We start from the raw sequence: 25,742 nt of genomic DNA on the forward strand, positions 1-25,742 counted from the left end.
AAAATGCTGTGAACAAGACGGTGAACTCTATCTGTTTTTGAGTTTCTTCGCCGTCGGTTGCAATTTTAGAGCATTTATTTATCATGCAGTCAAGGGTGGCGGTTCTAACAATCAAACCTTATTTTAGAAAAAATTCACAACTACCTAAGCTCTTACAGGCATATTTTTTAGAGTTATTTTTTTCATAGCTCACTTTACACTATCATTAAATTTCTTTTATTTTGAATTTTATTAATTATTGGTATTGCCTCTTTTGAACACAAAAATCTGTAGGTAGTGTCCGGTACTAAATCCTTTACCTGTGAAAGCTTCTTCTCTTTTATCAGATTTCTTACCTTTGAGGCACTAATAACTTCTTCATTTATACTAAACCTTGGAATTTCCATAATTTCTACACCACAATGGGGAAGCATTTCTTTCATCACATTATTATAGGTTCTAGTAACATCACAAAAAAGCTCCTCTCCTACATATCTTCTAGTAATACCTAAAGCAGGTATTATGTATTTAGTGAAGATTTCTATATCCAGCAGCGATTGCAGCCTGGCTGCCTCATTCTGCTTTTTTATAAAATAAGATGGGAAAGTTGCACTTGAGATTACATAATCTTCACCTTTATGGAATACTACATTGTTTAAATGCTGTACTCCCTGCCTGGCTAGTTCGTATCTTACATCAGATGGGAAAACTGATTTGTTCTCCCATACCATAAATGCATGAACTACATCACTTTCTCTAGAAGCCTTTTCAATCAAGTACTTATGACCCAGTGTAAAAGGATTGCAGTTCATGACAAGAGCTGAAACTACCCTTCCATCTACCTTCTTCTTTTTTAACTTTTCTATAAACTTATATATACCTAAAGGATCATTTTCCAGCAAAAGAACTTTGTCCATAACCTTGGCCACTTTATAAAATCCCATATCACTGAACATTTTATAGTTCTTAGGCTTTGTGTAAATAAAAAGGTGGCTGTTTCCACGCCTGTACTCTTCTGCTACCAGCTCAGATATTATTTTGTTCGAGATTCCCATGCTCCTACAGCTGTCATCTACAGCTATACATTTTAAAATTCTATCTTCAAAGGACCCTGTAGCAATTATTTTATCTTCTTCATATATTGCTATCGTGTATTCCACATTTTTGTCAAATCGCAATCCCTGTTTTAAAAGGAATTGTTCTACTTCCTGCAGTCTTCTAAAGTCTCTTTTATCTATTATTTCTTCTTGTAAACTAAGGTATTCCACTGCAGCCACCTCCCCACTAAGCCAACAACAAATACATAATTATGCTGTAACTTTATTATTTCTTTGTGCTACATCCATAACTGCTTTGGAAACTGCATCACAAACATTTCTATTAAATACACTTGGTATTATATATTCTTCATTTAATTCATCTTTCTTTACTAAATTTGCAAGTCCTTTAGCTGCTGCAATTTTCATTTCATCACATATTTTCCTGGCTCTTACACTTAAAGCTCCCTTGAAAATTCCTGGGAAAACTAAAACATTGTTTATTTGATTTGGGAAATCTGACCTTCCTGTTGCTATAACCTTAGCTCCTGCTTTTTTTGCTTCCTCAGGCATTATTTCAGGTGTTGGATTGGCTAATGCAAAAATTATACTATCTTTGTTCATAACTTCTACCATTTCACCAGTTACTACATTTCCAGCAGAAACACCTATAAAAACATCTGCGTTTTTCATTGCATCTTTTAATGTTCCCTTTTCTAAACTTCTATTTGTTACCTTTGCTATTTGTTTCTGAGGTTCGTTTAAGCAGTCATCTCCTTCGTAAACTATACCATTTATGTCACAAAGTACTATGTTTTTTACTCCTGCTGAAATCAAAAGCTTAGCTGTTGCAATACCTGAAGCACCAGCACCGTTTATAACAACTTTTATATCACTAATGTCTTTATTTACTATTTTCAATGCATTGTACAGACCTGCTAACACTGCAATGGCAGTACCATGCTGGTCATCATGATATATTGGTATATCTAATTCTTCTTTTAACTTATCTTCAATATAGAAACATTCAGGTGCTTTTATGTCCTCAAGGTGTATTCCGCCAAATCCCGGTGCAATGTTTTTAATAGTATTTACTATATCATCAGGATCTGTAGAATCTACACATATTGGTATTGCATTTACATTTGCAAATCTTTTAAGTAAAAGAGCTTTGCCTTCAACTACAGGAAGACCTGCTGCTGGTCCTATATTGCCAAGTCCTAGTACTGCAGTTCCATTTGTAACTACAGCTACTGTCTTCCCTTTTATTGTATATTCATATGCCTTTTCTTCATCCTTGGCAATTTCCAGACATGGCCCTGCCACACCTGGTGTATAAGCTACTGCCAAATCATCACCGTTTCTCAATGGCATCGTTCCAACGATTTCTATAGTACCGTGCTTTTCTCTATGTAATTTTAAGGACTCTTCTTCTACATTCATATTTTCTCGCCCTCTCATTTCCTGCCTAACTTAAATTTTATTCATTAAAATTTACAGTTTAATATAAAAATATCTTATTTCTTCATCATATCTATTAGTTTGCCTCCGACATCGCTCAGTTCTTCTAACATATGAGCAATATTTTGATTTGCCTGTGCTTGCTCTTGTGTAATAGCGTTACTCTGTTTAACATTTTTTAATACAAATTCAACAGAGTTACGTAATCCATTCAGCATAGTACCTATTTTGCTAGCAGAAACCTTACTTTCCGCAGATAATTTACGAATTTCTGATGCAACAATAGAAAAGCTTCTTCCATATTCACCAGCTCTTGATGCCTCAATAGCAGCATTCAAGCCTAACAAATTCGTACTCTTGGCCACTTGCTGAATAATTTTCAATATTGATGAAGTATTATTTACTTCTTTGAAGGCTTTAGTTGCAATATTAGCAGTTTCTTGACTCATAGAAGCAAGTTCCTCTGAAGAGGAAGCCAGTTCTTCAACAGCAGCATTAGACTGTTCTATAGCTGAATATAATTTGGAAGCATATTGATGAATCTCTTCAGCCCTTTTTTTCTCCTGTAAATATTCATTTTCTTTTGATTTAGCAATTCCAATAGCTTCATCTATAGCCCGTTTAATAGAAACTTTTTTTGTATCTAGCGGCTCAACTTTCATACCATACTTTTTTGCTGCCTTAATTGCAGTTGATCCAGCAACAACGCCTCTTATTCCTTGCTTTTCAAGTTTTAAAACTAACTTATCCAACTCTTCCAATTCATAGGGACGAATATATATTTCAGTGTTTCCCACTTTATAATCATAAAAACCTTCACCAATTAGAAATGGTGATGCTACTACAGCAATTTTATCAATTCCATAAGTAGTTAGCCTCTGTATCGGTTCTAGAATATCACCAGTTGAACATGTAACGTAAACTACAGTTTTGCCAGAAAATTGTTGTAGTAATTTTGCTGTCTTGCCTCGGCTAATAAAAACACTTATATTAGAATTGTTTTTTACAATATCTCTACTTTTTTCCATAGAACTAACTATAACAGGAATATCTAAACCCATGTCTGAATTCACTTGCAAAGCTACTTCTTTCATTTTTTCCGATACTGCAACAAACATTATATTTTTCACATTAATGACCTCCAACATCCTAATAGCAATCTATTATTTATACGTCATTAGTCCATTTAAGTACGATCTATCTAATAACTTTTATTTACGTAACCATAAATTATACTATAATAATTTTTTAATATAATTTAGCTGTCCACCACTTAATAACACATCTTTTTGTCTATCTGAAATAGTTGCAAAAGCTTCTATTTTCATATTCTTTGTTTTATTCAATATTATAAATCTACTATTTTTAATTTTATCTTTAACATTATCTATAACTAAAACATCATCTTGACTAATCTTGTCATAATCAGATTGATCCTTAAATCTTAATGGTAATATACCATAGTTAATTAAATTATCATGATGAATTCTAGCAAAAGATTTAGCTAAAATAGCTTTTACTCCTAAATACATAGGTGCAAGTGCTGCATGTTCTCTACTAGAACCTTGACCATAATTTACTCCTCCTACAATAATTCCACCATTGTTCTCTTTTGCTCTTTTAGGGAATGTTTTATCTATTCCATAAAATACATATTGTGAAATTGCTGGTACATTTGATCTAAGAGGAAGAATTTTTGAGCCAGCCGGCATAATATCATCAGTTGTAATGTCATCGCCAACCTTCAAAAGTACTTTACCGTCTACCTTGTCTTCCATTGCTCCTCTTAATGGTAAAGGTTTGATGTTTGGACCTCTTCTTACAACAACATCTTCTGTATTCTCTATTGGTGAAAGTATCATTCTATCATCTATAATACGTTCTGCTGATTCTTTTACTTTCTTTAAATCTTCTACATTTATACCATCTAAATCTCTAGGATCAGTTATTACTCCAGTTACAGCACTAGCAGCAGCAACTTCTGGACTTGCTAAATAAATTTGTCCATCAGCAGTACCACTTCTTCCAATGAAGTTTCTATTATTTGTTCTTAATGATACTCCACCTGATTGTGGTGCTTGTCCAATACCTATACAAGGACCGCATGCACTTTCTAAAATTCTTGCTCCAGTGGAAATTAGTTTTTGAAGTATTCCATCTCTAGTTATCATTTCAAAAACTTGTCTTGATCCTGGTGCTATACAAAGACTTACTTTAGGATTTACAATCTTACCATCTAATATAATTGCAGCCTTAGCCAAATCTGAGTAAGATGAATTAGTACAGCTTCCAATGAATACTTGGCTAACTTTTACATCACTAGCTTCTCTTACTTTAATTACTTTATCTGGCATATGTGGTTTAGCAACCATTGGCTCTAATTCATCAAGGTTTATCTCTATTAATTCATCATATTCAGCATCTTCATCTGCTTTAAGTTCTATCCAATCAGCTTCTCTTCCCTGTGATTTCATGAATTCATAAGTAAGCTTATCACTTGGGAAAACAGATGTAGTAACACCTAATTCTGCACCCATGTTAGTTATAGTACATCTTTCAGGTATACTTAAAGTTTCTACTCCTGAACCGCTATATTCTACCACTTTCCCTACTCCATTTTTAACAGTCATTCTTCTTAAAAGCTCTAGTATTATATCTTTAGCTGCAACTCCTGCTCTTAATTTTCCAGTTAATTTAACATTAATTACTTTAGGCATAATTAGTGGAAATGGTTGCCCTGCCATAGCCATTGCTACACTCATTCCACCAGCTCCTATAGCTATCATACCTAATGCACTAGAAGTAGGAGTATGACTATCTGAACCTAAAAGAGTTTTTCCTGGTACTGCAAATCTTTCTGAATGTACTTGATGGCATATTCCATTTCCTGGTCTTGAGCAGTATATGCCATATTTTTGAGCAATAGTCTCTAAAAATGCATGATCATCTGCATTTTCAAAGCCTGTTTGCAGAGTATTATGATCTATGTAACTTACTGAAACTTCTGTTTTAACTCTTGGCAGGCCTAATGCTTCAAAAGATAAATATGCCATAGTTCCTGTAGCATCTTGAGTTAGCGTCTGATCAACCTTAATTGATATCTCCTGTCCAGCAATCATTTCTCCTTCTATTAAATGTGACTTTAAAATTTTCCTAGTTATGTTTTCTGCCATTGCTAATTCCTGCCTTTCTTAAATAAATACATTTAACATTATAATCTTATCTAAATCATCCTTTATGGTATAATGTTTTGATTGAAAATTACTATACCATAAAGTGATAATTTATTGATTTTTTACACTCACTGTTTATCTAGCTACCTAGTTATACATAAATACCTGTAATCAAGCCAAGAACGATTATAACTACATTACAAACACTCTGTACACGAACTGCAAGGCTAACATACTCATCCATATCAATTTCAGCCATACTAACTCCTACATATGTTCCACCTGTCATAGGAGAAGATCCTGTACCTAAGCCTATATTGGAAACATACGGTGTAACTACTTGTACTGGAGTCAGTCCAAACCCGTGTCCAACACCAATCAATATTGGTAAAAGTGACAAATAAATTTGGTAAGGAAGATAACGCAAAACAATAACTGCACAAGCCAATAATATAAGATGTGCATATCTTACCAAGCTGTGTGGGAAAATCCACATAATTAATTTAACAAAGCCTTTAGTCATGCCTGTACTATTAAAAACTCCAGTAAACACTGCAATGGCCATAAGCATAAATAATAGATTAAAATATGAACGAGCAACTTTGCCATTAATTTTATTTTGATCAGATATTTTTGGATAATTAATAACAGCTGTAACGCCATATGCAAACATAAATACTATATATGCTGGATATCTAAATGCAACAAGAGCTACTATGGCCAATATTAATATAAAAAGATTTACCAAAAATAGTTTTGGCCTTCTATTTGAACTTTCTTCTTCTATTGCTGCTTCCTCTTCTGATATTGTTTCTACAATACCAATAGTACTCACATTTTTCTTGTGTAACTTTCCAAAATACATAATCATAAAAGGAAATATTGGAATAAATAGTAAAGCTGCCTTCCAACAATGAGCTGCTAATAAATCTGGTGACACCCCAGAAAATGCTGACATAGTAGCAAGTGCAATTCCCCATGGAAGAAATCCCATCATAGCTATGGATGAAGTAGTAAGTATTAATAAATATCTCCTATCTAAATTTAACTTTTTATATAATGGAACTAAAGTAGGAAATGCAATCATATATGTTGTTGCAACATTAGCACTTAGCATTGCTACACTGCTAATTATAATTGTAAGTACCATAGCTACATAAATATTCATCTTATCTTTACTTACTTGAAGTACCTTTTCAATAATAGTGTCAAACATTCCTGACTCAGAAGCCATATTAAAATAAAGCATCGCAAACATAAGCATGAATGCTGTTTTTATAAACATACTAGAAATAGCTGGTTGTAAAAATTTATCCATAGCATGTATGCTAAACCCTAATGCAAGCCATGCTATTAGTATAGGAATAACAGACGTAGCTATTGGAAATGATAGTTTTTTAGTAGTTAATGCCACTATAATAACAGCCAACATTACTAATCCAACAATGGTTGTATAATTCATAATAAATTCTCCTTTTGTTCTAATATTTTAAATACACATTTATAGTACTCTATATATTGATATTTCAAGACCATTTTCTGTTCGTTCGCCAGTGCCAATAAAAATACTAGTATTTAACCATAAATACTTTTTTGATGCCGTTATAAAACGTGGTGTTGTTCTAAAATACCTTTCACCTTCAACGTTTTCATTAATGATTCCATTATTCTCAATAAAAATTTTTTCTCCATCATCTGTCTCAATAAAATAACGTGCTGAAACCCTTTTTAATCCATCCGCCCGAATTTCCTGTGTATCTACTCCATTAGGCAAAACTTTACCACTAAAATATGGACCTGATACAGTTCCTGTAAATGGAATCATGACTTGTTTACCAAAATCATGCTCTAATATTATCCTTCCAGACTTATCACTATGTATAAGTATTGTTACTATTTCCTCTAGTATTGGTTTTTTATCTCTCATTTAAAATCAATCCTTTTTAAATTTGTTTAATTTTCCGATAATTAAAACACTTCTTGACACTCTAACAAACAATTCAGCTCCTTCTTATAATCAATTCAAATTTTTATATGGTACCATTGTCTATTATCAGAGCAAAATCCATGCCAACGTTTACTTTCTCTACTCAAAAATCTTTTTTATTTGAAAAATCAAAGTTTTCGCTCCATAAGCAACATATATTTTACTTATTTTAACAAATTCTAATGTTGCTTTTTTAAATAACTGTCGTTTATAAAAACATTTGTTGTTTTTTGTAATACTGATTTCAAAGCAGAACTTAAGCCAAGATTAAATATAAACTTTTTAAAAATTTCATTTCATCAATTATGTATAGTTTTATAAGCAAACCACTTATCATTATTTATTAAAAAGAGAATTCAAATAAATAATAAGCATTGGCATTAATATTGCTTTACTAATCTATGATGTCACATTTAAAATTTCAAAAAATTAATCTTAATAGATATGTGATTGTTTAAAATAATGATACAAGTTTTCATTTTAAGAATGTAACTTAATCAACTTAAACGTTAATAGTTACTAAAACAATTCAATTGTAGGAGGAAAATATTAATGACAAATTATTCTTTAACATCTACTAAGATGTTAAAAGCAAGCAAAAAAACTAAATCAACTGCAATTCTTGATAAAGATATGGATTCATCAAATTGGGATGAAAATTCAACCCCTTCAGTACGTATTAAATGGAATGGTTATGCTTTCAATGAAATCAAACTTCCAAATGGCAAAAACATTGTTATAGATCCTTACTATCATAATGTAGATAATAAATATATACTTGATAAAACAAAGACTGCTGCTGATATTGTTGATGGCTGCGATTATGTGTTATTTACACATACCCACTTTGATCATAGTCAAGACTTTCCATACATACTTAAAAAATATCCAAGGGTTCCAGTTGTTATGCCTGAAGCAGCTATATCATCCTTTAACTATACTTATGAAATCATGAGCTTAAATTATAATGTACAAGGGGTTTCCAATAACGATAAGCTTGAGTTCCCTGATTTCACATTAGAAACTTTTTTTGGGAAACATACTACTCGAAATTATATAACTGAAGATCCTAAAACAGTTCCACTTTACTTTGGAAAAGATGGAAAATTTGATCCTTTAAAGCTTGATTTTTTCGAAACAGGTACCATCATATTGAACTATAAAATTACCACCAAAGAAGGTTTCACAATACTTATATATGGTGGACAAATTCCATCAGACTTCAGGAAATATAATTATATTGGAACTAATCCTGATTTAATGTTTTATCAAATGGCCGCTAACAATCTAGGCGATGGCTCAAAACTAAATATTGGTAACAGAGAAAATCCAGTAGCCACCATGCTTGGAGATTTTATAGCTTCTGTTAACCCTAAAATGGCATTACCATATCATCAGGAAAAATTCAGCATGAACACTCTTTACTCTATTAGTAAACAATGTGCCAAACGTGCAAATCTTAAAGGAACAACAACAGGTTTCATTGCACCTGAGACTCACAAATGGTATCGTTTTTCCAAAGATTCTTATGGCAATATAAATGTCACTTCCGTAAAAAAATAGAAACAAATTATTGATTTAATTTAATAAAGCATGCAGTCTATAACATGTCAATTATAGGCTGCATGCTTTTCTAATTTTTAAACGTTAACTTATTATTGTGCTTGTTTTCTAAATTTTCGAGTTGCTTTTTTTAAACAATTGTTGTTTTTTGAAATAATTGTTGTAAACTATAAATATGCATTTGTAAAAATTAGGAGTGATATGTCCATGTCAAAAATCTTATTCATTGTACCCAAGAAAGAAATTAAGACAATAGTTTACAATTTTATTGAAGAATATAAGGATTACTATGGTCCAATCTTTAATGAAAAAGAAGATTCTGAAATAGAAATAATTTCATCTCTATCTATAGAAAAAACTAATCTTCTTATTTATAATGCCGACATTTTTGTTGCACGAGGGGCCACTGCCATGAAATTAAAAAAACTTTACCCTAATATCCCTGTTGTAGAAATTCCTGTTACTACTATGGATCTAGTATCCTCCATTATAACATTACAAAAAGAAAACATTAATAACGATCCAATTGCCTTAGTAGGTTTTGGCAATATTTCATATCAAGCTCATGCTGCAAGTAAATTATGCAAAACACACATTGTTCCTTTTCACTTTTACTATAAAAATACTGATGCTGAATATATTTCTATGTTACTAGATAAAATATCTTCAAAAGGTTTCCGATATATTATAGGCGGCGTCAGAATATTAACTATAGCCAAACAAAAAAATTTTATTTCAACATTTCTTAATTGGGAATGCGAAGCTATTTGGGTTGCAATAAGAGAGGCTGAACATATTGCAGGCATACGTCGTAAAGAACGTGAACGAGCCGCTCATTTTGAAACTATTCTAAACCATTCTTATGAAGGCATTATATCAACAGATGTTAATAATAAAATTATTCATATTAATTCATCTGCAGGCAAAATTTTAAATATAGATACTTCATCATGTATTGGTACTAACATGGAAAAAATTATTTCTAATTCAAAATTTGTAACAATGCTCAATAATAAACAAGAGTATTCAAATGAACTATTTAAAACAAAGAACGGCAGCATCATATTAAATAAAACTAGCGCATCTCTTGAAAATGAAATGATAGGGAATGTTATTACCTTTCAAAATGTTGACAGTGTACATAATACAGAATTTAAAATAAGAACTAAACTTCACCATAAAGGCCTTATTGCCAAATACTCATTTACCAATATCATTGGTAAAAGCCCTATCCTAAAGGAAACTATAAAAAAAGCCAAAATTTTTGCCAAAGCACCTTCAAACGTATTAATTGTAGGTGCTACTGGAACAGGTAAAGAACTTTTTTCGCAAAGCATTCATAATTATAGCAGCCGAAAAAATGGGCCTTTTGTAGCTGTAAACTGCGCAGCTATTCCAGAAAATCTTATTGAAAGCGAATTTTTTGGTTATGTAAGAGGTGCATTTACTGGTGCTTCTAAAGAAGGAAAAATGGGATTTTTCGAACTCGCTCATGAAGGTACTATATTTTTAGATGAAATTTCCGAAATTCCATTAAACTTGCAGGGAAAGTTACTTAGGGTGATTCAAGAAAATGAAGTCATGCGTATTGGAGATGACAAAGTTATTCCTATAAATATCCGTATTATTTGTGCCACTAATAAAGATTTAAAATTACTTGTAAAGCAAGGAGAATTTAGAGAAGATTTATATTACAGGTTGTGTGTTTTGCAGCTGAAACTTCCTTCTCTTCGTGAGCGAGGACAGGATATTTTACTACTTACTAATCACTATATATATGAGTATGCCTCTACCACTTCGAAAAATAATCCTATTTTATCCCCTGAAGCACAAAAGTTATTTTTAAACTATTCATGGGATGGTAATATACGAGAACTTCGTAATATATGTGAACAATTAGTAGTATTAAATGAAACAGGAATAATTTCTGAACAAGAAGTATCTACAATACTTCCAATTACCACTAATAATGATAAAAAAACTCCTTCTTTATTAGAACCTTATTCATCAAATGATCTTTCTGCACAACGAAAACATTTTGAAAAAGATTTAATTATAAAAGCCCTTAAAGAAAGTAATTATAATAAAACTAAAGCTGCTTCGTTACTTGGTATGAATCGTTCTACACTCTGGAAGAAACTAAAGGAATATAATATTGAGTTTAAAACAACTATTTCATAATTATTGTATTTTTCTAGGTTAGATTAAATAATTAAAAAAATTTCATTGGGATACTTTTTATTCCACTTTTTTCACATCCATAAATTCTTTTCATATAAAAATAAAAAACTGCTTAACACCACATACAAACAGTATTAAACAGTTTTTTATAATTAAACTATGGAGAAAAAAACTAATTTTGTAGTTATATTCTAAACCATATCACCTAGCTGGTATAACTTTTTCAATATTGAACATATTATCAAGTACCTGCCAATTTTCTGGGAACGGCTTTGCTAGAACCCAGTAGCTAACACCTCGAAGCCCATATTCACTTACAAGTTTATATTTGGCCTCTACACTTCTTGCATCTTCAAACCAAACTACATGCTGCCGTCTTTCTTCATCTATATAGTTATAATATGGTGATTGTGCTTTTTGATCATACCTTATGACAGATCCATATCTTCTTGCTCTATCCACCGCTTCTCTATTTCCTATACTTTCTGCAAATTCTCCTCTTGGTGTGTATGGAAGTGTCCAATCGTACCCATAAAGCGGCATTCCCATCATTATCTTCTTAGGAGGTATTACAGTTACAGCATAGTTTATTACTTTTCTCACCTCATTAATTGGAGCGACGGCCATTGGTGGACCACCTGACCAGATTAATTAACATCATCAACAAATGGCCTGGTTGCTGAGTTCATGAATATTATAACATACCACAGAATAGAATATGAAGGAGTAAAATCTATAAACAATTTATTTTCTCTATAAATTCACAGATTATCTTTTTACAGCAGTTGTATTATTTTGCAATAAAAAAGACTTCATTAAATCATAAAAACATTTATATTTGTGCACCCATAAAAATTTCAACTACAAGCCTCTGGATTCGAAATTTAAAATTCTATTAATGTTATTTCAAGTAATTATATTAATAAGTCATTATACTATCAATATCTAATAGTGGCTTCTAATTTTTATAATATGTTGTACTTATAAGACTGAATTCCTGCAAAAATCCTTCACAAAATTATTTAGATTTTAATTTAAAAATTCTATATTACTCAATTAAATTTAGATAATTCAATTGTTATATTATATTTGAAATATAAGGTATAACTAATTTATGTTTTAAACCTTGTGTATGTCTTGCCGCATCTTTCAATCCAGGAACACTATTAATAATTTTTTTATTTTTAGTACTAAAATAAAAATTTAATCCAATATTTAAATTGCAGAATCTTTGTTTATATATATTTAATTTTTCATTATAACCCCCCCAGACATACCAAAGGAAAGGAAAATGCTTGCTTTCTGCATCACAAATTATTATTTTTGAATACTCTTCGATCCTTTTAGTAGCTTGAGAAAGATCTTTATCACATATATATATTAGATTTAGAACTTGAATATATGAATTTTTATATATCGTTTTATTTGAATATTTATATGCTTTTAAAAATATACTTCTTACATTTGGTAATAGCTTATCCCCATTTAAATCTATTTTCTGAAGATTATTACTATCATAATAATAAGGCAGAGCAGAGCCTGGATTTTTTCCTACAACTCCTCCAATACATAAATCGTTATCTGAAGGATTTTCTACTAGATTCAAATAAATTCTTGTATCAAATCTAAAAATATTATTATTTAATTTTTTAAATTTTGCCCAATAATAATTCAAATTTATCTCCTCCAATAATAAATAATTTCTCATTCTACTAATATGTATTATAAACACATAAATATAACCTATCCAATTATATTAATAAATAGGAAGTCAAATTGGAATAGATTTCATGACAAAACTATAGCTATTCTTTTTATGAGTTTAATATAATAAGGAACTTAAAAAGTTTCTTATTATTTTGTATTGCTTCTGCTTGATCTTTCAAATTCTCTTTAATTTGCTAGTTTCCAATGTCAATTCGCTTATAATCGTGCTTTTTAAAATAAAACTTCTTCAGCCCATCATGATTGTTGATAAACTCAAAAAAGTCATAGTTAAAACTCATTCTTTCACAATATATACATACATTCATGTTCTTCATAATTTTGCCTTGCATTCCTAATTGTTTTGTATTCCCCTATTTTTAATATTCTAACTAAGATAGAAAGTCTTTTCTCCTTCTGTGCATAATCTTCTTGTATGAGACAATATCGGCAGCTACCTTCTTGCTCTGTGAAATTTGCATTTAATTTTACTTGTGCCCCCTTTTTTAATAAATGTGCTACTACGCAAACTCTATGCTGTCCTCCTGAACAGCAATAATGTCCACATTTTTTATTTAAATAAATGTCTGCAGGAGTAGAAAACTTATTATCTAAAAATAGTTTTGCCATACCTCTGCAATATTTAATACTACTTTCATTACACTCACCTATATAAGATTCGCAATTGAATAATTCTTGAATTGTTATATCATCCAAAGAACATATTCCTGTTTTACGCCTATAGCAGGAATATTGATCTAGAACAAAGTGAAACATTTTGTCTCTTGGATCAAAATTCTCAACTTGCTTCATCAAATCACTTCTCCCCCTAATCTTCACTTCTGCCATATTCTAAAATATAATTTAACTTACATCATTATCATAAACTTATATCTAATGAAATACATACTATTTTGTTTATTTTAGCTTGCATATTAATAATTCTAACTCAGATTTTGACCCTAATACTGAAACACTTATAATTTTATCATCTCTACTTATACACTATACATTTCACATTTTCGTAAAATTTATCCTTATAGCAAAACTAAATATCATCTCTATAGGAACACTAACTAATTTTCTTCTCATTATAAATATGTGGTAAAATAATCCGGCAACACAATTAAGTATTACCAGATTATTTTTTGCAATTATCTCAAATCAATGTGAATATCTTTTCCTAACCCTCTTGCTAATTTACATATAAAGTCAAGAGATGGATTATAATTTCCACTTTCCATTCTACTTATATTAGATTTTGTAGTTCCTGTACGGTTAGCCAATTCTTGTTGAGTGATATTTTGCTCTCTTCTTGCCTTTATTATTTGAGATATCAAGTCATAACGTGGCTTTAATTTTTCATATTCAGATTTAAAATTTTTATCCTGCATAAGCATTTTTTCAACATCTTCAAATTTAACACCAGCATTACTCATTTGAACACCTCTTTTCATAATCTATTTTACATAAGATTCCTTTAAATAATATCCATGTTCAGCTAAAAGCTTTATTTCATTATATGCTTTTGCTCTCATTTTTGGAGAAAGCGATAGTAAAAATTCAAAAACTGGAATTTCTCCATTTCCTTTTTTGTAATATTCAACTTTCCAATTCATTCGTTCTCCTTAACAATTATATGTTATCATATATGATAACATACTTCAATGTAGTTTATTTTAAAATTTCACTGTATATACTTTTTTCTTTCACTTAACATTAGTTTTCTCCCCTCGCTGCCAATCTAACAGGCAATACAACTCCTGCGTAATTATTATTGTTCTTCTTTCTTATAACTACTGGAGATGTCTTATTTGAAAAAGAAAATTCTAACTCATCATCCTCATGAGCCAGTAGCATATCTGAAAGATATTTTAAATTAAACGCAATTTTTAACTCCGATCCTTGAAAATCCTTTACTTTAATTTCCTCCTTTACTCTTCCTTTAGAACACTTAGTTGACAAATCAAGTTTACCGCTTGTCGTAAATGACATCTTAACAAGTTTATTGCTTTCTCCTGTCAATATGGCTGAAGTTCTATTTAATGCAGTCAACAACTCTAATCTATTTACCAAGCATACAGTAACATTATTTTCAGGAATTATTTTTTGCCATTTTATATAACTTTCTTCTAACGGAACACCGCTAATAACAGTATTACTAAATGTAAAAACAACCTCATTTTTTGAAATTCCTATGCTTACATTCTGCTCATCATTTTCTAATATTCTCTGTAATTCAAATGTTGATTTTTGTGGGACTATAAATGAAATGTTTTTTCCACTATCTACAGGAATACTGCTTACAGACATTCTATAACCATCCAATGCCACCAAAGTTAATTTGCCATTATTAACTTGAAACAAAACCCCTGTGAGTACAGGGCGCGTTTCATCTTGTGCAACTGCAAAAATCACTTCTTTTAGGGCTCTTTTCAATTCTTCTGATATAACATTCAGCTCTATTTTTTTCTTAATTGATTTTGGGGCTGGAAAAATATTTCTATCCATAGACATAATTTTTGATTTAGATTTTTCTGAAATTATAACCACTGAAATATCTACAGTCTTGATTAATAATTCTTGATTGTGCAAGGACTTTACATAAGACAGTAAAAATTTTGCATTTACAAGTACTGTACCATTCTCAAAATCTGTACATGCAAAAGATGTTTTAATCGTAGTTATAATATCTGTGCATGTAAGTGTTATTTTGCCATATTCAACTTCTATTAAAACGCCATCTAAATTTTTATTCAAATTCGCCTTTCCACAGGCTCTAATAACCTTTTCCAATGAATCCTGAAATATTTCTTTTTTTACTTTAAATAACATAACACATTCCACCTTTCCTAAAAAATAAAAAAACAGCCAATTCTTTAATTAGCTACTCTTTCTTTAATATTTTTATTATTTTATACATCATCATTTATTCAAAAGACTTTTAAGATACTCATCTATTCCCTTATATAAAGGATTCCATGTTGATACTTTTATGTTTGTAAATCCACCTGATTTTAAGTACTGTATTAATTTTATCTGCTGGTTCATAACTTGAGGGTTATTAAATCTATCCATATCATAGGCAATAAATATAGTCTTAGCATCCATTTCTCTTAAAATCTTTAAGCATCCCCAGTATGAATTTACTCCAGGTACAGCTAGAAATGTTGTATCTGAAAAAATGCTTGCTATAGTTGCTTTCAGCGGACCTTCAGTAATAACTACTTTCTCACTTAAATGTTTGGAATTCCAATGTATATGAAAGAAACCAATTGCCTGGCATCCATCCTTCATATATCCTGATGAAAACCAAGGATATTTTCTTTTATCACTATTTTTACGTATTTGACATCCTTGTATATGCTTGTACATATCTAAAACTGGAACTAGGAATCCTCCTTCTTTTGGTGTCCAAAAAATATAATCTCCATAATAATCAGTATAGAATCCAGGAATTCCTTTAAGATAAAAGCCTTCTTTCTGTATTTTTAAACAAATTTTCTTTTTTAGGTTTTTATCTTTTGGAAGGGTTACATATCCATTTTTACGGATATCATCCCTAGTAAGGCCTCTTGAAAGAAGATTATCCAAATGTTCGTCACTAAGGGAAAGCATTGAAATAAGCTTTCTGTAGACTCTATCTCTACTTATTAAATCAGCCATGGGTACAGCAGGTTTGTCAAAATGCTTTTCAATATTTTTAAGTTTATTTACTACATCACTTTTTGCCTCAATACCTATTATTTCTTTAAAAGCTTCTTTAGTTGAACAATTATGAAGTTCAGCATATAGTTTTATATTTGATCCTGCTTCCCCACATTTTACACATCTATATACATTTTTATAGTTGGGATTTCTTTTATCTACCGGAGTTAGATAAAAATGACCTGGTTTAGCACCACAGAAAGGGCATGTTGCTGTAAATCTATATCCTTCTTCTTTTATGTTCATTAGTCCACACAGATAGGCAATATTCAATATGCTTAACCTGGGATCAGTATCATAGTCTATTTCCATTAAAAACACCACCTTCCAATTTTAATATGTGATATTTTGAAATAAAAAAGCTGCCAATTTAACATGACAGCTTTTTATCCTATAATCTTGAAAGTTTTTCACCTAAAATATAAATTTCCTTATTAACTATTTTTAATTCTTCTCTTCTTATTTTTAGACCGGATTTTCCAAGTGACCTAAGCTCATTCAAATCATCCATCTTTTCTTCCATTTTACGTTTTAACATTTTTTGTTTTGTTTTCATGTGGTACTCCCCCTATAATTGATTATTTGTTTGCCACACAAAAAGGCTATTCTTTAAACAAGTTTATATATTTTCTAACTTAGACCATAAATATTTAGTTTCTTCTCCTATAACCTCTGTAACATATCTCTTTGTACCATCCTTTTCTTCATAATTTCTGGTCTGGATTCTCCCACTAACTGCTATAAGCTTTCCTTTACCTATATTTTTTCCAGCTGCTTCAGCAATTTTTCCCCACAATTCAACAAATAACTTTCTATTGAATTTATTTTTATCTTCATTAGATGTAGGTTTTACCCTAGCAGGTAAAGCATCCCTTAACTTTTTTATACAGGAAACTACCAATTTAGGCTTACCATTACATAACACTTTATAATCTGGTCTTTTCCATATCTTATCTTTAACGCAAAACTTAAAAGCTTCCCTATCAGATAAGCAATCTAGATCAGAAATCAAAAAATTTCTTTCTTTCCAGAGATCTTTTTTCGCTCCACCTATTTTTTCTCCAAAGTTTTCAATTTTCATAATACATTCCACCTTTTTAATTTAAAATTTGTTAACCATAAGGTCAAAACTAAATGTTACCTTTTAAAGGCATTAACTAATTTTCTTTTCACTTTTAATATGCGGTATTTTCAAATAAAAAGATTTAGCTATAAAAAAACATGAAACAAATGAAAGTCATATAGCCCCCTCGATATGTATTAAAACATATATTTTTGTAAGTGGATATCCAATTAGATCATTTAGTTAGAGTAGCCATACATATTAATAAAGGACAATATAGCATTGATAAGATCTTTCTTGATATAGCCTTTTCTGAAAATAGTGGATTATCAGAAACAATCTTAAAATTGTAGAAAAGTGTTATGGATTACATAATTATAGGAGACAATCAATATTGCAGTTTTAAAGAAAGGGTTTATTGTAGATGTCTTATAATAAAAAATATGTATTATTCTACTATTCAAGAGTAGTAATAATATCAAGATGTTGTACAAAATGATATAATTTACTTGTAAGTTAATTCACAAAAGTAATTTATTACGTCACAATTATTAAACATAAAAAGGTTAAATTAATATGAGTATTATCGGATGACCACATGTAATGGTAGAAAGTAGTTATAAATTAAAGATATAGAAGGTGGAATAAAATGAACGCAGTTTTGACAGTAATTCCAATTATACTTATTAGGTATGGACTTTTAAGTATAGTAAACAAAAAAGCACTTAAACGTGCGGGTTTATTTGCTCCAGTAATCGGAAGAGAAAAAGTAGCATATTGGGTTTATCAAATTTCAACTACCCTTATTTTACTATATTTGTTATTACTTAAAATCAGGGCAGGCTCTGAGTGGTTTTATATAGGTCTAATAATCTATAGTTTAGGGATTATTTTATATGGGGTATCTATAATAAATTATGCTAAGCCTAAAATGAGCGGAATAAATTTAAATGGGTTATATCGAGTGTCCCGAAATCCTATGTACATTGCATATTTTATTTATTTCTTAGGATGTGTATTTCTAACTCAATCATGGATATTGCTTGTGCTATTAATATGTTTTCAAATATCAGCGCATTGGATTATTCTTTCAGAAGAAAGATGGTGTATTAAGGAATTTGGAGAAGAATATTTAAAATATATGAATAGAGTAAGGCGTTATATTTGATAGGTATAATAAAATTTTATTTGACCCATAATTCACATTTTTCTTATCTAACGTATCAACCGTTGATGTGCCTTTTATTTATGTTAATTACCATAGTTTTGATACTTTGCCCCTGGTAACACGTTCTCTAGTATTACCCCCTTTAGAGTATAGTTTCTGTGTTTTGCTACCTGGTCTCCTTCGATGATATACATTATTATTAGGTACCTATTCAGACCACATTACTATTAAGGAAACATAAAGAATGAAATTATTTGATGAAATAAAAGAATATCTATTAATGATAATGGTGGTATTATTGCTATATACGATACAATAAATCTACAACTTGCAAGAAAACCATAACTTACTGTTATTATCATAATAGGAAGTTCAACAAATACTTTTTGTAATCAATATAACTTTACCGATATGAGGAGGAAAATCACTATGCTTGAAGAAGCACTTAAAAACTACAATTTTGCGCATCCTGAAACAGTTTTTATTAGACATAATGAAAATATGACATATGAAATATCAGATAGAAATAGAAAATACTTGCTGAGAATACATAAGTCAGTAGAAAAGTTAGATTTCTCAATAAGCTATGGAGATACTCCAAGGCAAGTATTCATTGAAAGCGAAATTGAACTTTTAAAGAAATTACATTATATTGACAGTATAAAAACACAATATCCAATCAGAAATTTAGCAGATGAATACGTGACACGTTTAGAAAGTGGTGATTTAGTAACTGTTCTATCGTGGTTGGATGGCCATAATTTGGTAAATACCACTATTACAGAAGGACTCATATATCAAATAGGACAAATGATTGGGAAACTTCACAATGCCACAGCTCAAATGTCTTCTGTAAAAAGATGTTGCTATGATGCAGTATATATATCTAGAGTTTCAAATGAGATAAGAAAAGCATATGAAGTGAAACATATAGGAGAACGGTCATACGAACTAATAGAGAAAGTTCTAAGTCATATAAAACAGATTCTGGCAGAGGAAAAACGGAACTTTATATTAATACATGATGATTTAAGTAAATCTAACATAATATATAATAAGGGTAATCTTTCACCAATTGATTTTTCATTATCAGGTTATGGTATTCCTGAAATGGAGTTAGGTCAGATTATCTGCAGTCTTCATAAAGATGAGTATATTCCCTCTCTTGTAGCTGGATATGAATCAATTGGCAATCGTAAAATAAATAATTCCTATATTAAAGCATTTACTGCTTTATCAATTATTTTATATATTGTTATCCATCATAACAAGGTATATAAAAGCGAAAAATTTGTGGAAGCAATGAATAGATGGTGTAATACATTCTTTATACCAGCAAATATACAATTAGAAGGATGATATATTAGTATTGTGAAATTCCAACTTATAGAACATATTGGCATAATAATTTATTACATAAGTTTTTTAAAAGACGTATCCAAACATTAATGCGTCTTTTTTGTTTATTCCTATGTTCTACGTTTTTTACACTGATTTTATATGCACTTTTTTATTCTTAAATACGGCCTCAAATCTATGAACCTGTATATCTTCAAAATCTATATGCCTAAGAAAGCTTAACATTTCAAAAAAAGATGTCTGAACCAACATGCGCTCAATTAGGAATGTAACTTTATCACTAAAATTTAATTTCTCATGACTAAGTAACTTTAATTTAGTATCTTCCATAACTTTTCTTACAGCCTCTTCTGCAGAGTTTATATCATAATTAATAATTTTATTATGTGACCTAATTACCTTTTTTTCAAACAAAACATATATAGCTCCATGAGTCCTAAATTTGTAAACTTCTCCCTCTTTTATTTTAAACTTTCTAGGATCAAGAGCTGCCACCTCAAATCCATTTATAAATTCGTCTACAATTTTATTTAAAACATATATGCTATTATGATTTTTTACCTCTTTAATATTTATAGCAGTATTCATATTTATAGAATGACTAACTTTGTCAATGCATAAAGCATTATTTATAGGATTTGAAAATTTTAATGTAATCATTATAACGACAGTTATAAAAAATATATAAAAAGATATGGAAAACTTATATAAGATCAAAGACATAATAATTATAAATACTCCATAGTTATCTATAGTAACCAGCAGCAAATTTATAATTTTAACTAAACTGAATAGGGCAATCAAGAATAGCTTGTTTTTCAAAATGGCAATCCCCCTTTTAAAAGGCTTATTTTAAAGTACAATTTAGAATTGAAAAATTAGAAAACTGAATATTATATTTAATTTCCTAAATGTAAATAAATTTGATTATTTTTAAATTTTCATTTTTTCATAAAGGTTATTAAGCTGGTCTAAATTATCTTGTGTAAATTCATAATCTAAAGCTCTATCTAAAAAGCTGTCAGATATTCGATTTATAGAAAGTAATTCATCACATTTTCTGTCGTATTGAAAGAGTGTGCTTAGTTCATATGGCTTGTGATACTTTTCTGGCTTAAATATTACCTCTGAAACTTTCTTTATATATCTTCTCCCTGTATGTCTGTTTATTGAAAGGAATATTAAAAGATTAACAGCTCTAGCTATATCATATAGTGCAGATTCTTCGTTCTTATATATTCCTCCACGTATAAGCATATTTTTATAATCATACATGAAATCTTCATTGGATGACGTATGGAAACTTCCCATACTTCCCCTATTTTGCCTGGTCATTGCCTCTAAGGTTATATATGCTTCTTCTGGAGTTCTAACTTCACCATCTATGATAATATCACGGTTCATTCTAATACCCGTTTTAAAACAATCCTCTGGAGATTTTAGTTTAAAGAATTTTAAATTCTTAACGTCTTTATCAGGAAAATATTTAAGTATGTTTAATTCCATAGTAGATTCTATGGTTAAAATTGAGACATTCTCAGGAATAGAAGATATGATTCTAAAAAGATATGTGGTTTTACCAGTTCCCTGCCCTCCCAATACAAAAATGTTGGGCCGGCCTTTCATAATTATATCCATGAACTCTTCCATATATAAATTTGAAGTTTTAGATTCTATTAAAGTATTTTTTGAAAAGAAATCAGCTCCCGTATACCTTAAGTCAAGTGAATAATACCTGCTGTAAGGGGGCATTACAGCCGTTACCCTAGCACCACAAATCCTCTCACATAAAACCTCTGGATTGTTGGGGTCAAGTGGATGAAAATTATCTAATTTTGAAAATGATACACTTCTTTTTATCATATTCTCATAAGAAACTTCATCTTGAAAAAAAAGCTTTTGAACCCGCTGCTTTTTTGCCTTTTATCTGGAAACTTATAAAATCCTTAGTATTCACATCTATATCATTAAGTCCTTCTATATCATTATAACTGTATGGATCTATTACTGACAAACCATACAATTCTTGAAATATTATCTGTGCTAAAAGCTCTATTTTTGTATCAAGGCTATCATCCTTACAAATACACAAACTATTTATAACACTGTCAAATTCTTTATTGCTACCTGTATATATTTTTTCAAAATAACTTACATGGTACTGTTCTATTAAAGAGTCTATATTTTTTGTATCTATCGATTCATTTATATAATTTATAATAATAATCTTCAAACTCTTTTTACTATTAATATCTCCAAATTCAGCTAATTCCTTCAAAGAGTTTAAATTCTTGATATTAGCACGATTATCATCTACCAGATCTCCTATAAACCTTAGCAGTCTATCAAGAGTGTCTATTTTATAAAGTGCCAAGTAGATTCCCCCTTCCATATATTTATAGGGCAGCCATTTAACTGCCCACTAATTACCTTACTTTTCTTATAAGCCTTACAAGGTTAGCATCTATACGCCTCAATTTAGGATCTTCCGATTGTAAAATTCTCTTTAATTTTATTACACATATATCACCTAACCCTTGATTAAAACCTTCCCAATGAGGATATGGACATAAGGCACTTACATGTTTTAAATGTTTGAGTTCAAAAAATATACCAAAGGGTTCAACTCCTGTAACTACAGCTTCATAGCAGCTATTTTTTGACACCTTCTTAATATTTTCAAAATAAGGATCTCCTGCAGCTCTTTTTATTGAAAGCTTCAATACACCTTTTTCTAAATCAATTTCCTGAATTAAAGCAGTTTTTATATCTCCCATCTGAATTACATTTCTTAAATCTCCAATATAACCCCAGTCTATTTCCTCTTTCGGTATTCTAACCTCCATTCCATAAGCTTCGACATAAGCTGTTGTACGTCCTATACCTACAATCCTAACTGGAATTTTATCTTTCTCATTATGCTTAGGCAACTCTAATTTAGATCTTAAAGCCATAGCTTTTTTTCTCGATCCAACGGCAATATTTTTTTCTGCATCCAATTCAACAACTATAAAATCTACAGAAGCTCCTATCATAGTTTTCATTATGTTATAAATTTCACTTTGCTCCTTACGGTTAATATTCATCTCACTGGCAGGAACAAGTACCTTAAAATCTCCTTTGACACTGTATAGCCTCAAATCTTTTATAGAAACCTTACCTATAACTGAAGTATTCTTAGGTAAACTTTTAAGTTCTGAATTAAGATTGTAGTTTTTGATTAAATATTCTTTAAAAGTATCAAAAGCTGGAATTACATCTGTTTCTTTAAAGATTACGATGCCGTCTCTCGTAAGTTCCTTCTGATTAATACTTCTAATAACAGCAAGGTTTGAAGCTTCAAGCTGGTTTCTAAATCTTGAATATTTGTCATTTGCTATAACATTTTCATACAAAAACAAGCAAAGTATCCCTACAAGCATAAAAATTATTAAAATTAAAGGGGCTAATTGTATAGATCCCTTTTTCTTATTAATTTTCATCATCTTCTTCAGCCCCCTTAATGAGTTACAGTTCTTATTCCTTTACTTGTTGTATCCCAGTGCACAGTTATAGGTATAACATTTCCCTTTTCAGTAGTTACCTGCGTCCATCCAATCAAATGATGTTTTGTAGGAGTATAATTATAAGTCAGAGCTAGGCTTATAGGTTCTCCATAATTAGCATAGTTTTTATCATCTGTTGGATTTGGTGAATGATTATCTGCTGTATTTGAAGCTTTAATTTTTAACCTGCTGGCATCAAACCCTTTCATTTTACTTAAAGAATCAATAATATATTGCTTAGTATCTTCAGTTAACCCCCCGTCTGTTTCCATACGGAGGGATGCCTGCCGATCTACTTGATGAAGCTGCAAATTAATATAGAAAGTTTGAAGATCAACTACAGCTGTGAAGGTCACTACAAGAACTACAAAAATAGCTATTAAGGAGCCAAGCATAGTCTCTGTAACTCCCTTTTTCTTTTTGGGGAATATTTTCTTTAGCATCTAACTTGCCCCTTTCATAAAATTTAATTAAATGGATCAGTAATATGTCTCCATAATGGTCCAGTAACAAACTCGTCTATTAATGTTACAAGGTCGGCCCATTTTAATCCTTTTACTGCAAGTACTATAGCAATCATAATAACAGTAAGAGCAACAACTCCAAGTAAGTGTCTTATATCTCCTTTCTTCTTTTTCATTAGCATCACTGCCGATAATTTTTTTAACATGTTTCTACTTCCTCCTCTTTTTATAGAATTATTTTTTATTAGAATATATCTTTAAAGCTTGAGAATATTTGTATTCCAAAGCTGTAAAGTATAAGACTTGTAAGCCCTATAAATATAAATCCACCTACAACACCAATCCACATGCTTATTTCCTTGGTCCTAACGGATATTCTAGAAATTGCAGCATCTTTTAAAAGCTCACTTTGGCTGTCAAGGAGTTCCTTAGAACGTCCTGTTGTAACAGCTTGTTTTAATGCCAGTACAAAACTATCCACTTCCGGTATATCAAAATTCTCAGCAAATTTATCCAACGCATCTGGTATATTTTTTGTAAGTGATATTTCAATTGAAAGTTCTATAAGTTTATCCTTTAGCCTTTTACATCTTGCTACATCAAATACTTCCACAAGGGCACTTCCTAAATCCATGCCTGCAGCTCCTGATTGTATATTGAGAACATCATTTATATTTGGAAGATCGCTAAGTATTTCAAATTTTTCTTTTTTATATAGGGACTTAATCATAAAATCAGGAAGGAAAACTGCAATTAATAATGCAGTTACTAAAGAAAAGCTTACATCTGATGTTAAAAACAGTATTGTAAATAATATGAGAATTACAACTTTATAGAGGTAATAAGTAAATCCATTTATTTTTAAAGGGTTACCCATCTTTTTTAAATTTTTATCTTTTTTTCAACAATGTTTTTTACCTTATCGTTTTTTTCAATTCCTGATTTCAAACCTTGAAAAGCAGAATATTTTTTTCTATGTTCACCTTTAGCCTCTGATATACTCTTATTGCCTCTAAAGTATAAATAACCAACTGCAAAGTATATTATAAAAAATAGAGCTGCCAAGAAAACTATTTTTAATATAAAAAGCAATATGCCACACCCCCTAAAAATCAAACCTAGCTAGTTTTTCTATTACAAGTATCCCTACTAAGTATGCAAAAACATTAATTGAAACAATAACTTGTCCTATTACTGAAACTTGAAGTTCTTGAAATAATCCCGGATTCATATAAATAAGCATTAAAACTATAACAATTGACATTCCTACTAAAGCAGATATACCAAATACACCTCTACTTATTTCCTTTTTTCTTAGATTCTGCTCTTTAGCAAATCCCATCATCAACT

The 25,742-nt window shown here is 30.3% G+C and carries 27 protein-coding genes and 1 pseudogene; 4 read left to right on the plus strand and 24 right to left on the minus strand.

Translation table 11 applies throughout. The features are described 5' to 3' along the window. Positions 1-194: 194 nt before the first annotated feature. From citC to WY13_RS04975, 6 genes are all read right to left on the minus strand, one after another. A complete protein-coding gene (citC, locus tag WY13_RS04950) occupies positions 195-1,247 on the minus strand; it encodes a [citrate (pro-3S)-lyase] ligase (protein ID WP_063554604.1) in 1,053 nt (350 codons plus the stop codon). 39 nt (positions 1,248-1,286) lie between these two features. Next, on the minus strand, positions 1,287-2,459 hold the full coding sequence (locus tag WY13_RS04955; RefSeq protein WP_063554605.1) for an NAD(P)-dependent malic enzyme: 1,173 nt from the start codon (positions 2,457-2,459) through the stop codon (positions 1,287-1,289). 74 nt (positions 2,460-2,533) lie between these two features. After that, positions 2,534-3,625, minus strand: a complete 1,092-nt coding sequence (locus WY13_RS04960; RefSeq protein ID WP_082848387.1) for a PrpR N-terminal domain-containing protein — start codon at positions 3,623-3,625, stop codon at positions 2,534-2,536. 87 nt (positions 3,626-3,712) lie between these two features. Continuing rightward, on the minus strand, positions 3,713-5,650 hold the full coding sequence (locus WY13_RS04965; RefSeq protein WP_063554607.1) for an aconitate hydratase: 1,938 nt from the start codon (positions 5,648-5,650) through the stop codon (positions 3,713-3,715). Positions 5,651-5,801: 151 nt separating this feature from the next. After that, a complete protein-coding gene (locus WY13_RS04970; RefSeq protein ID WP_063554608.1) occupies positions 5,802-7,112 on the minus strand; it encodes an SLC13 family permease in 1,311 nt (436 codons plus the stop codon). 39 nt (positions 7,113-7,151) lie between these two features. Then, complete coding sequence (locus WY13_RS04975) at positions 7,152-7,577, minus strand: DUF3237 family protein (RefSeq protein ID WP_063554609.1); 426 nt, start codon at positions 7,575-7,577, stop codon at positions 7,152-7,154. Positions 7,578-8,189: 612 nt separating this feature from the next. Here WY13_RS04975 and WY13_RS04980 point away from each other — a divergent pair. Together WY13_RS04980 and WY13_RS04985 are read left to right on the plus strand one after the other, a co-directional pair. Then, positions 8,190-9,200, plus strand: coding sequence for an MBL fold metallo-hydrolase (locus WY13_RS04980; RefSeq protein WP_063554610.1), 1,011 nt, complete (start codon positions 8,190-8,192; stop codon positions 9,198-9,200). Between the two features lie 207 nt (positions 9,201-9,407). After that, on the plus strand, positions 9,408-11,381 hold the full coding sequence (locus WY13_RS04985) for a sigma 54-interacting transcriptional regulator (RefSeq protein ID WP_063554611.1): 1,974 nt from the start codon (positions 9,408-9,410) through the stop codon (positions 11,379-11,381). A 201-nt stretch (positions 11,382-11,582) separates the two neighbouring features. Here the strand turns inward: WY13_RS04985 and WY13_RS04990 are convergent. From WY13_RS04990 to WY13_RS05025, 9 genes and pseudogenes are all read right to left on the minus strand, one after another. Beyond that, positions 11,583-12,026 (minus strand): annotated as a pseudogene (locus WY13_RS04990) (glycosyl hydrolase family 18 protein); the annotation flags it as partial. A gap of 433 nt (positions 12,027-12,459) precedes the next feature. Continuing rightward, positions 12,460-13,056, minus strand: a complete 597-nt coding sequence (locus WY13_RS04995; protein ID WP_063554613.1) for a hypothetical protein — start codon at positions 13,054-13,056, stop codon at positions 12,460-12,462. Positions 13,057-13,391: 335 nt separating this feature from the next. Then, positions 13,392-13,901, minus strand: coding sequence for a hypothetical protein (locus WY13_RS05000; protein WP_156498963.1), 510 nt, complete (start codon positions 13,899-13,901; stop codon positions 13,392-13,394). Positions 13,902-14,239: 338 nt separating this feature from the next. After that, positions 14,240-14,524, minus strand: coding sequence for a helix-turn-helix domain-containing protein (locus WY13_RS05005; protein WP_063554615.1), 285 nt, complete (start codon positions 14,522-14,524; stop codon positions 14,240-14,242). A 21-nt stretch (positions 14,525-14,545) separates the two neighbouring features. Further along, positions 14,546-14,704: a hypothetical protein gene (locus WY13_RS05010; RefSeq protein ID WP_242866332.1), complete on the minus strand. Its 159-nt coding sequence runs from the start codon at positions 14,702-14,704 to the stop codon at positions 14,546-14,548. A 100-nt stretch (positions 14,705-14,804) separates the two neighbouring features. Continuing rightward, positions 14,805-15,920, minus strand: a complete 1,116-nt coding sequence (gene dnaN / locus WY13_RS05015) for a DNA polymerase III subunit beta (RefSeq protein ID WP_063554616.1) — start codon at positions 15,918-15,920, stop codon at positions 14,805-14,807. 90 nt (positions 15,921-16,010) lie between these two features. Further along, positions 16,011-17,105, minus strand: coding sequence for a DUF3854 domain-containing protein (locus WY13_RS05020; protein ID WP_063554617.1), 1,095 nt, complete (start codon positions 17,103-17,105; stop codon positions 16,011-16,013). 79 nt (positions 17,106-17,184) lie between these two features. Then, positions 17,185-17,349 carry a hypothetical protein gene (locus WY13_RS20855; protein ID WP_156498964.1) on the minus strand — a complete coding sequence of 55 codons (165 nt, stop codon included), beginning with the start codon at positions 17,347-17,349 and terminating at the stop codon, positions 17,185-17,187. Positions 17,350-17,412: 63 nt separating this feature from the next. Next, positions 17,413-17,874: a single-stranded DNA-binding protein gene (locus tag WY13_RS05025; protein WP_063554618.1), complete on the minus strand. Its 462-nt coding sequence runs from the start codon at positions 17,872-17,874 to the stop codon at positions 17,413-17,415. Between the two features lie 631 nt (positions 17,875-18,505). On the opposite strand from WY13_RS05025, the gene WY13_RS05030 reads away from it, so the two are divergent. Beyond that, a complete protein-coding gene (locus tag WY13_RS05030; RefSeq protein WP_063554619.1) occupies positions 18,506-19,024 on the plus strand; it encodes a methyltransferase family protein in 519 nt (172 codons plus the stop codon). A 429-nt stretch (positions 19,025-19,453) separates the two neighbouring features. Then, complete coding sequence (locus tag WY13_RS05035; RefSeq protein WP_063554620.1) at positions 19,454-20,383, plus strand: phosphotransferase; 930 nt, start codon at positions 19,454-19,456, stop codon at positions 20,381-20,383. Between the two features lie 126 nt (positions 20,384-20,509). Here WY13_RS05035 and WY13_RS05040 read toward each other — a convergent pair whose 3' ends face one another. The 9 genes from WY13_RS05040 to WY13_RS05075 form a co-directional block, all read right to left on the minus strand. Next, entirely contained in the window at positions 20,510-21,205 is a 696-nt protein-coding gene (locus WY13_RS05040) for a hypothetical protein (RefSeq protein ID WP_063554621.1), read from the minus strand. A 111-nt stretch (positions 21,206-21,316) separates the two neighbouring features. After that, positions 21,317-22,246 carry an ATPase, T2SS/T4P/T4SS family gene (locus WY13_RS21685; RefSeq protein WP_242866333.1) on the minus strand — a complete coding sequence of 310 codons (930 nt, stop codon included), beginning with the start codon at positions 22,244-22,246 and terminating at the stop codon, positions 21,317-21,319. A gap of 16 nt (positions 22,247-22,262) precedes the next feature. After that, positions 22,263-22,757, minus strand: a complete 495-nt coding sequence (locus tag WY13_RS21690; protein WP_242866334.1) for a hypothetical protein — start codon at positions 22,755-22,757, stop codon at positions 22,263-22,265. A 52-nt stretch (positions 22,758-22,809) separates the two neighbouring features. Beyond that, the gene (locus WY13_RS05050; RefSeq protein ID WP_063554622.1) at positions 22,810-23,868 is read right to left on the minus strand and encodes a S1 RNA-binding domain-containing protein; all 1,059 of its coding nucleotides are present in this window, start codon (positions 23,866-23,868) and stop codon (positions 22,810-22,812) included. 14 nt (positions 23,869-23,882) lie between these two features. Continuing rightward, positions 23,883-24,371: a hypothetical protein gene (locus WY13_RS05055; RefSeq protein ID WP_063554623.1), complete on the minus strand. Its 489-nt coding sequence runs from the start codon at positions 24,369-24,371 to the stop codon at positions 23,883-23,885. Positions 24,372-24,394: 23 nt separating this feature from the next. Then, a complete protein-coding gene (locus WY13_RS05060) occupies positions 24,395-24,568 on the minus strand; it encodes a hypothetical protein (protein WP_156498965.1) in 174 nt (57 codons plus the stop codon). A 68-nt stretch (positions 24,569-24,636) separates the two neighbouring features. Next, positions 24,637-25,269: a hypothetical protein gene (locus WY13_RS05065; protein WP_063554625.1), complete on the minus strand. Its 633-nt coding sequence runs from the start codon at positions 25,267-25,269 to the stop codon at positions 24,637-24,639. Positions 25,270-25,274: 5 nt separating this feature from the next. Then, positions 25,275-25,484, minus strand: coding sequence for a hypothetical protein (locus WY13_RS05070; protein ID WP_063554626.1), 210 nt, complete (start codon positions 25,482-25,484; stop codon positions 25,275-25,277). Between the two features lie 13 nt (positions 25,485-25,497). Further along, the gene (locus tag WY13_RS05075) at positions 25,498-25,737 is read right to left on the minus strand and encodes a hypothetical protein (RefSeq protein ID WP_156498966.1); all 240 of its coding nucleotides are present in this window, start codon (positions 25,735-25,737) and stop codon (positions 25,498-25,500) included. Between the last annotated feature and the right edge of the window lie 5 nt (positions 25,738-25,742).

It is taken from the genome of Clostridium ljungdahlii, assembly GCF_001636845.1.
GTDB classification, from domain to species: domain Bacteria; phylum Bacillota; class Clostridia; order Clostridiales; family Clostridiaceae; genus Clostridium_B; species Clostridium_B ljungdahlii_A.

What these genes read in the sequence shown, in the direction of transcription:
- WY13_RS04955 (WP_063554605.1), bottom strand. Translation starts at nt 2,459, where the DNA reads ATGAATGTAGAAGAAGAGTCCTTAAAATTACATAGAGAAAAGCACGGT.
- WY13_RS04960 (WP_082848387.1), bottom strand. Translation starts at nt 3,625, where the DNA reads ATGTTGGAGGTCATTAATGTGAAAAATATAATGTTTGTTGCAGTATCG.
- WY13_RS04965 (WP_063554607.1), bottom strand. Translation starts at nt 5,650, where the DNA reads ATGGCAGAAAACATAACTAGGAAAATTTTAAAGTCACATTTAATAGAA.
- WY13_RS04970 (WP_063554608.1), bottom strand. Translation starts at nt 7,112, where the DNA reads ATGAATTATACAACCATTGTTGGATTAGTAATGTTGGCTGTTATTATA.
- WY13_RS04975 (WP_063554609.1), bottom strand. Translation starts at nt 7,577, where the DNA reads ATGAGAGATAAAAAACCAATACTAGAGGAAATAGTAACAATACTTATA.
- WY13_RS04980 (WP_063554610.1), top strand. Translation starts at nt 8,190, where the DNA reads ATGACAAATTATTCTTTAACATCTACTAAGATGTTAAAAGCAAGCAAA.
- WY13_RS04985 (WP_063554611.1), top strand. Translation starts at nt 9,408, where the DNA reads ATGTCAAAAATCTTATTCATTGTACCCAAGAAAGAAATTAAGACAATA.
- WY13_RS05005 (WP_063554615.1), bottom strand. Translation starts at nt 14,524, where the DNA reads ATGAGTAATGCTGGTGTTAAATTTGAAGATGTTGAAAAAATGCTTATG.
- WY13_RS05010 (WP_242866332.1), bottom strand. Translation starts at nt 14,704, where the DNA reads ATGAATTGGAAAGTTGAATATTACAAAAAAGGAAATGGAGAAATTCCA.
- dnaN (WP_063554616.1), bottom strand. Translation starts at nt 15,920, where the DNA reads ATGTTATTTAAAGTAAAAAAAGAAATATTTCAGGATTCATTGGAAAAG.
- WY13_RS05020 (WP_063554617.1), bottom strand. Translation starts at nt 17,105, where the DNA reads ATGGAAATAGACTATGATACTGATCCCAGGTTAAGCATATTGAATATT.
- WY13_RS20855 (WP_156498964.1), bottom strand. Translation starts at nt 17,349, where the DNA reads ATGAAAACAAAACAAAAAATGTTAAAACGTAAAATGGAAGAAAAGATG.
- WY13_RS05025 (WP_063554618.1), bottom strand. Translation starts at nt 17,874, where the DNA reads ATGAAAATTGAAAACTTTGGAGAAAAAATAGGTGGAGCGAAAAAAGAT.
- WY13_RS05030 (WP_063554619.1), top strand. Translation starts at nt 18,506, where the DNA reads ATGAACGCAGTTTTGACAGTAATTCCAATTATACTTATTAGGTATGGA.
- WY13_RS05035 (WP_063554620.1), top strand. Translation starts at nt 19,454, where the DNA reads ATGCTTGAAGAAGCACTTAAAAACTACAATTTTGCGCATCCTGAAACA.
- WY13_RS21685 (WP_242866333.1), bottom strand. Translation starts at nt 22,246, where the DNA reads ATGATAAAAAGAAGTGTATCATTTTCAAAATTAGATAATTTTCATCCA.
- WY13_RS05050 (WP_063554622.1), bottom strand. Translation starts at nt 23,868, where the DNA reads ATGATGAAAATTAATAAGAAAAAGGGATCTATACAATTAGCCCCTTTA.
- WY13_RS05055 (WP_063554623.1), bottom strand. Translation starts at nt 24,371, where the DNA reads ATGCTAAAGAAAATATTCCCCAAAAAGAAAAAGGGAGTTACAGAGACT.
- WY13_RS05060 (WP_156498965.1), bottom strand. Translation starts at nt 24,568, where the DNA reads ATGAAAAAGAAGAAAGGAGATATAAGACACTTACTTGGAGTTGTTGCT.
- WY13_RS05065 (WP_063554625.1), bottom strand. Translation starts at nt 25,269, where the DNA reads ATGGGTAACCCTTTAAAAATAAATGGATTTACTTATTACCTCTATAAA.
- WY13_RS05075 (WP_156498966.1), bottom strand. Translation starts at nt 25,737, where the DNA reads ATGATGGGATTTGCTAAAGAGCAGAATCTAAGAAAAAAGGAAATAAGT.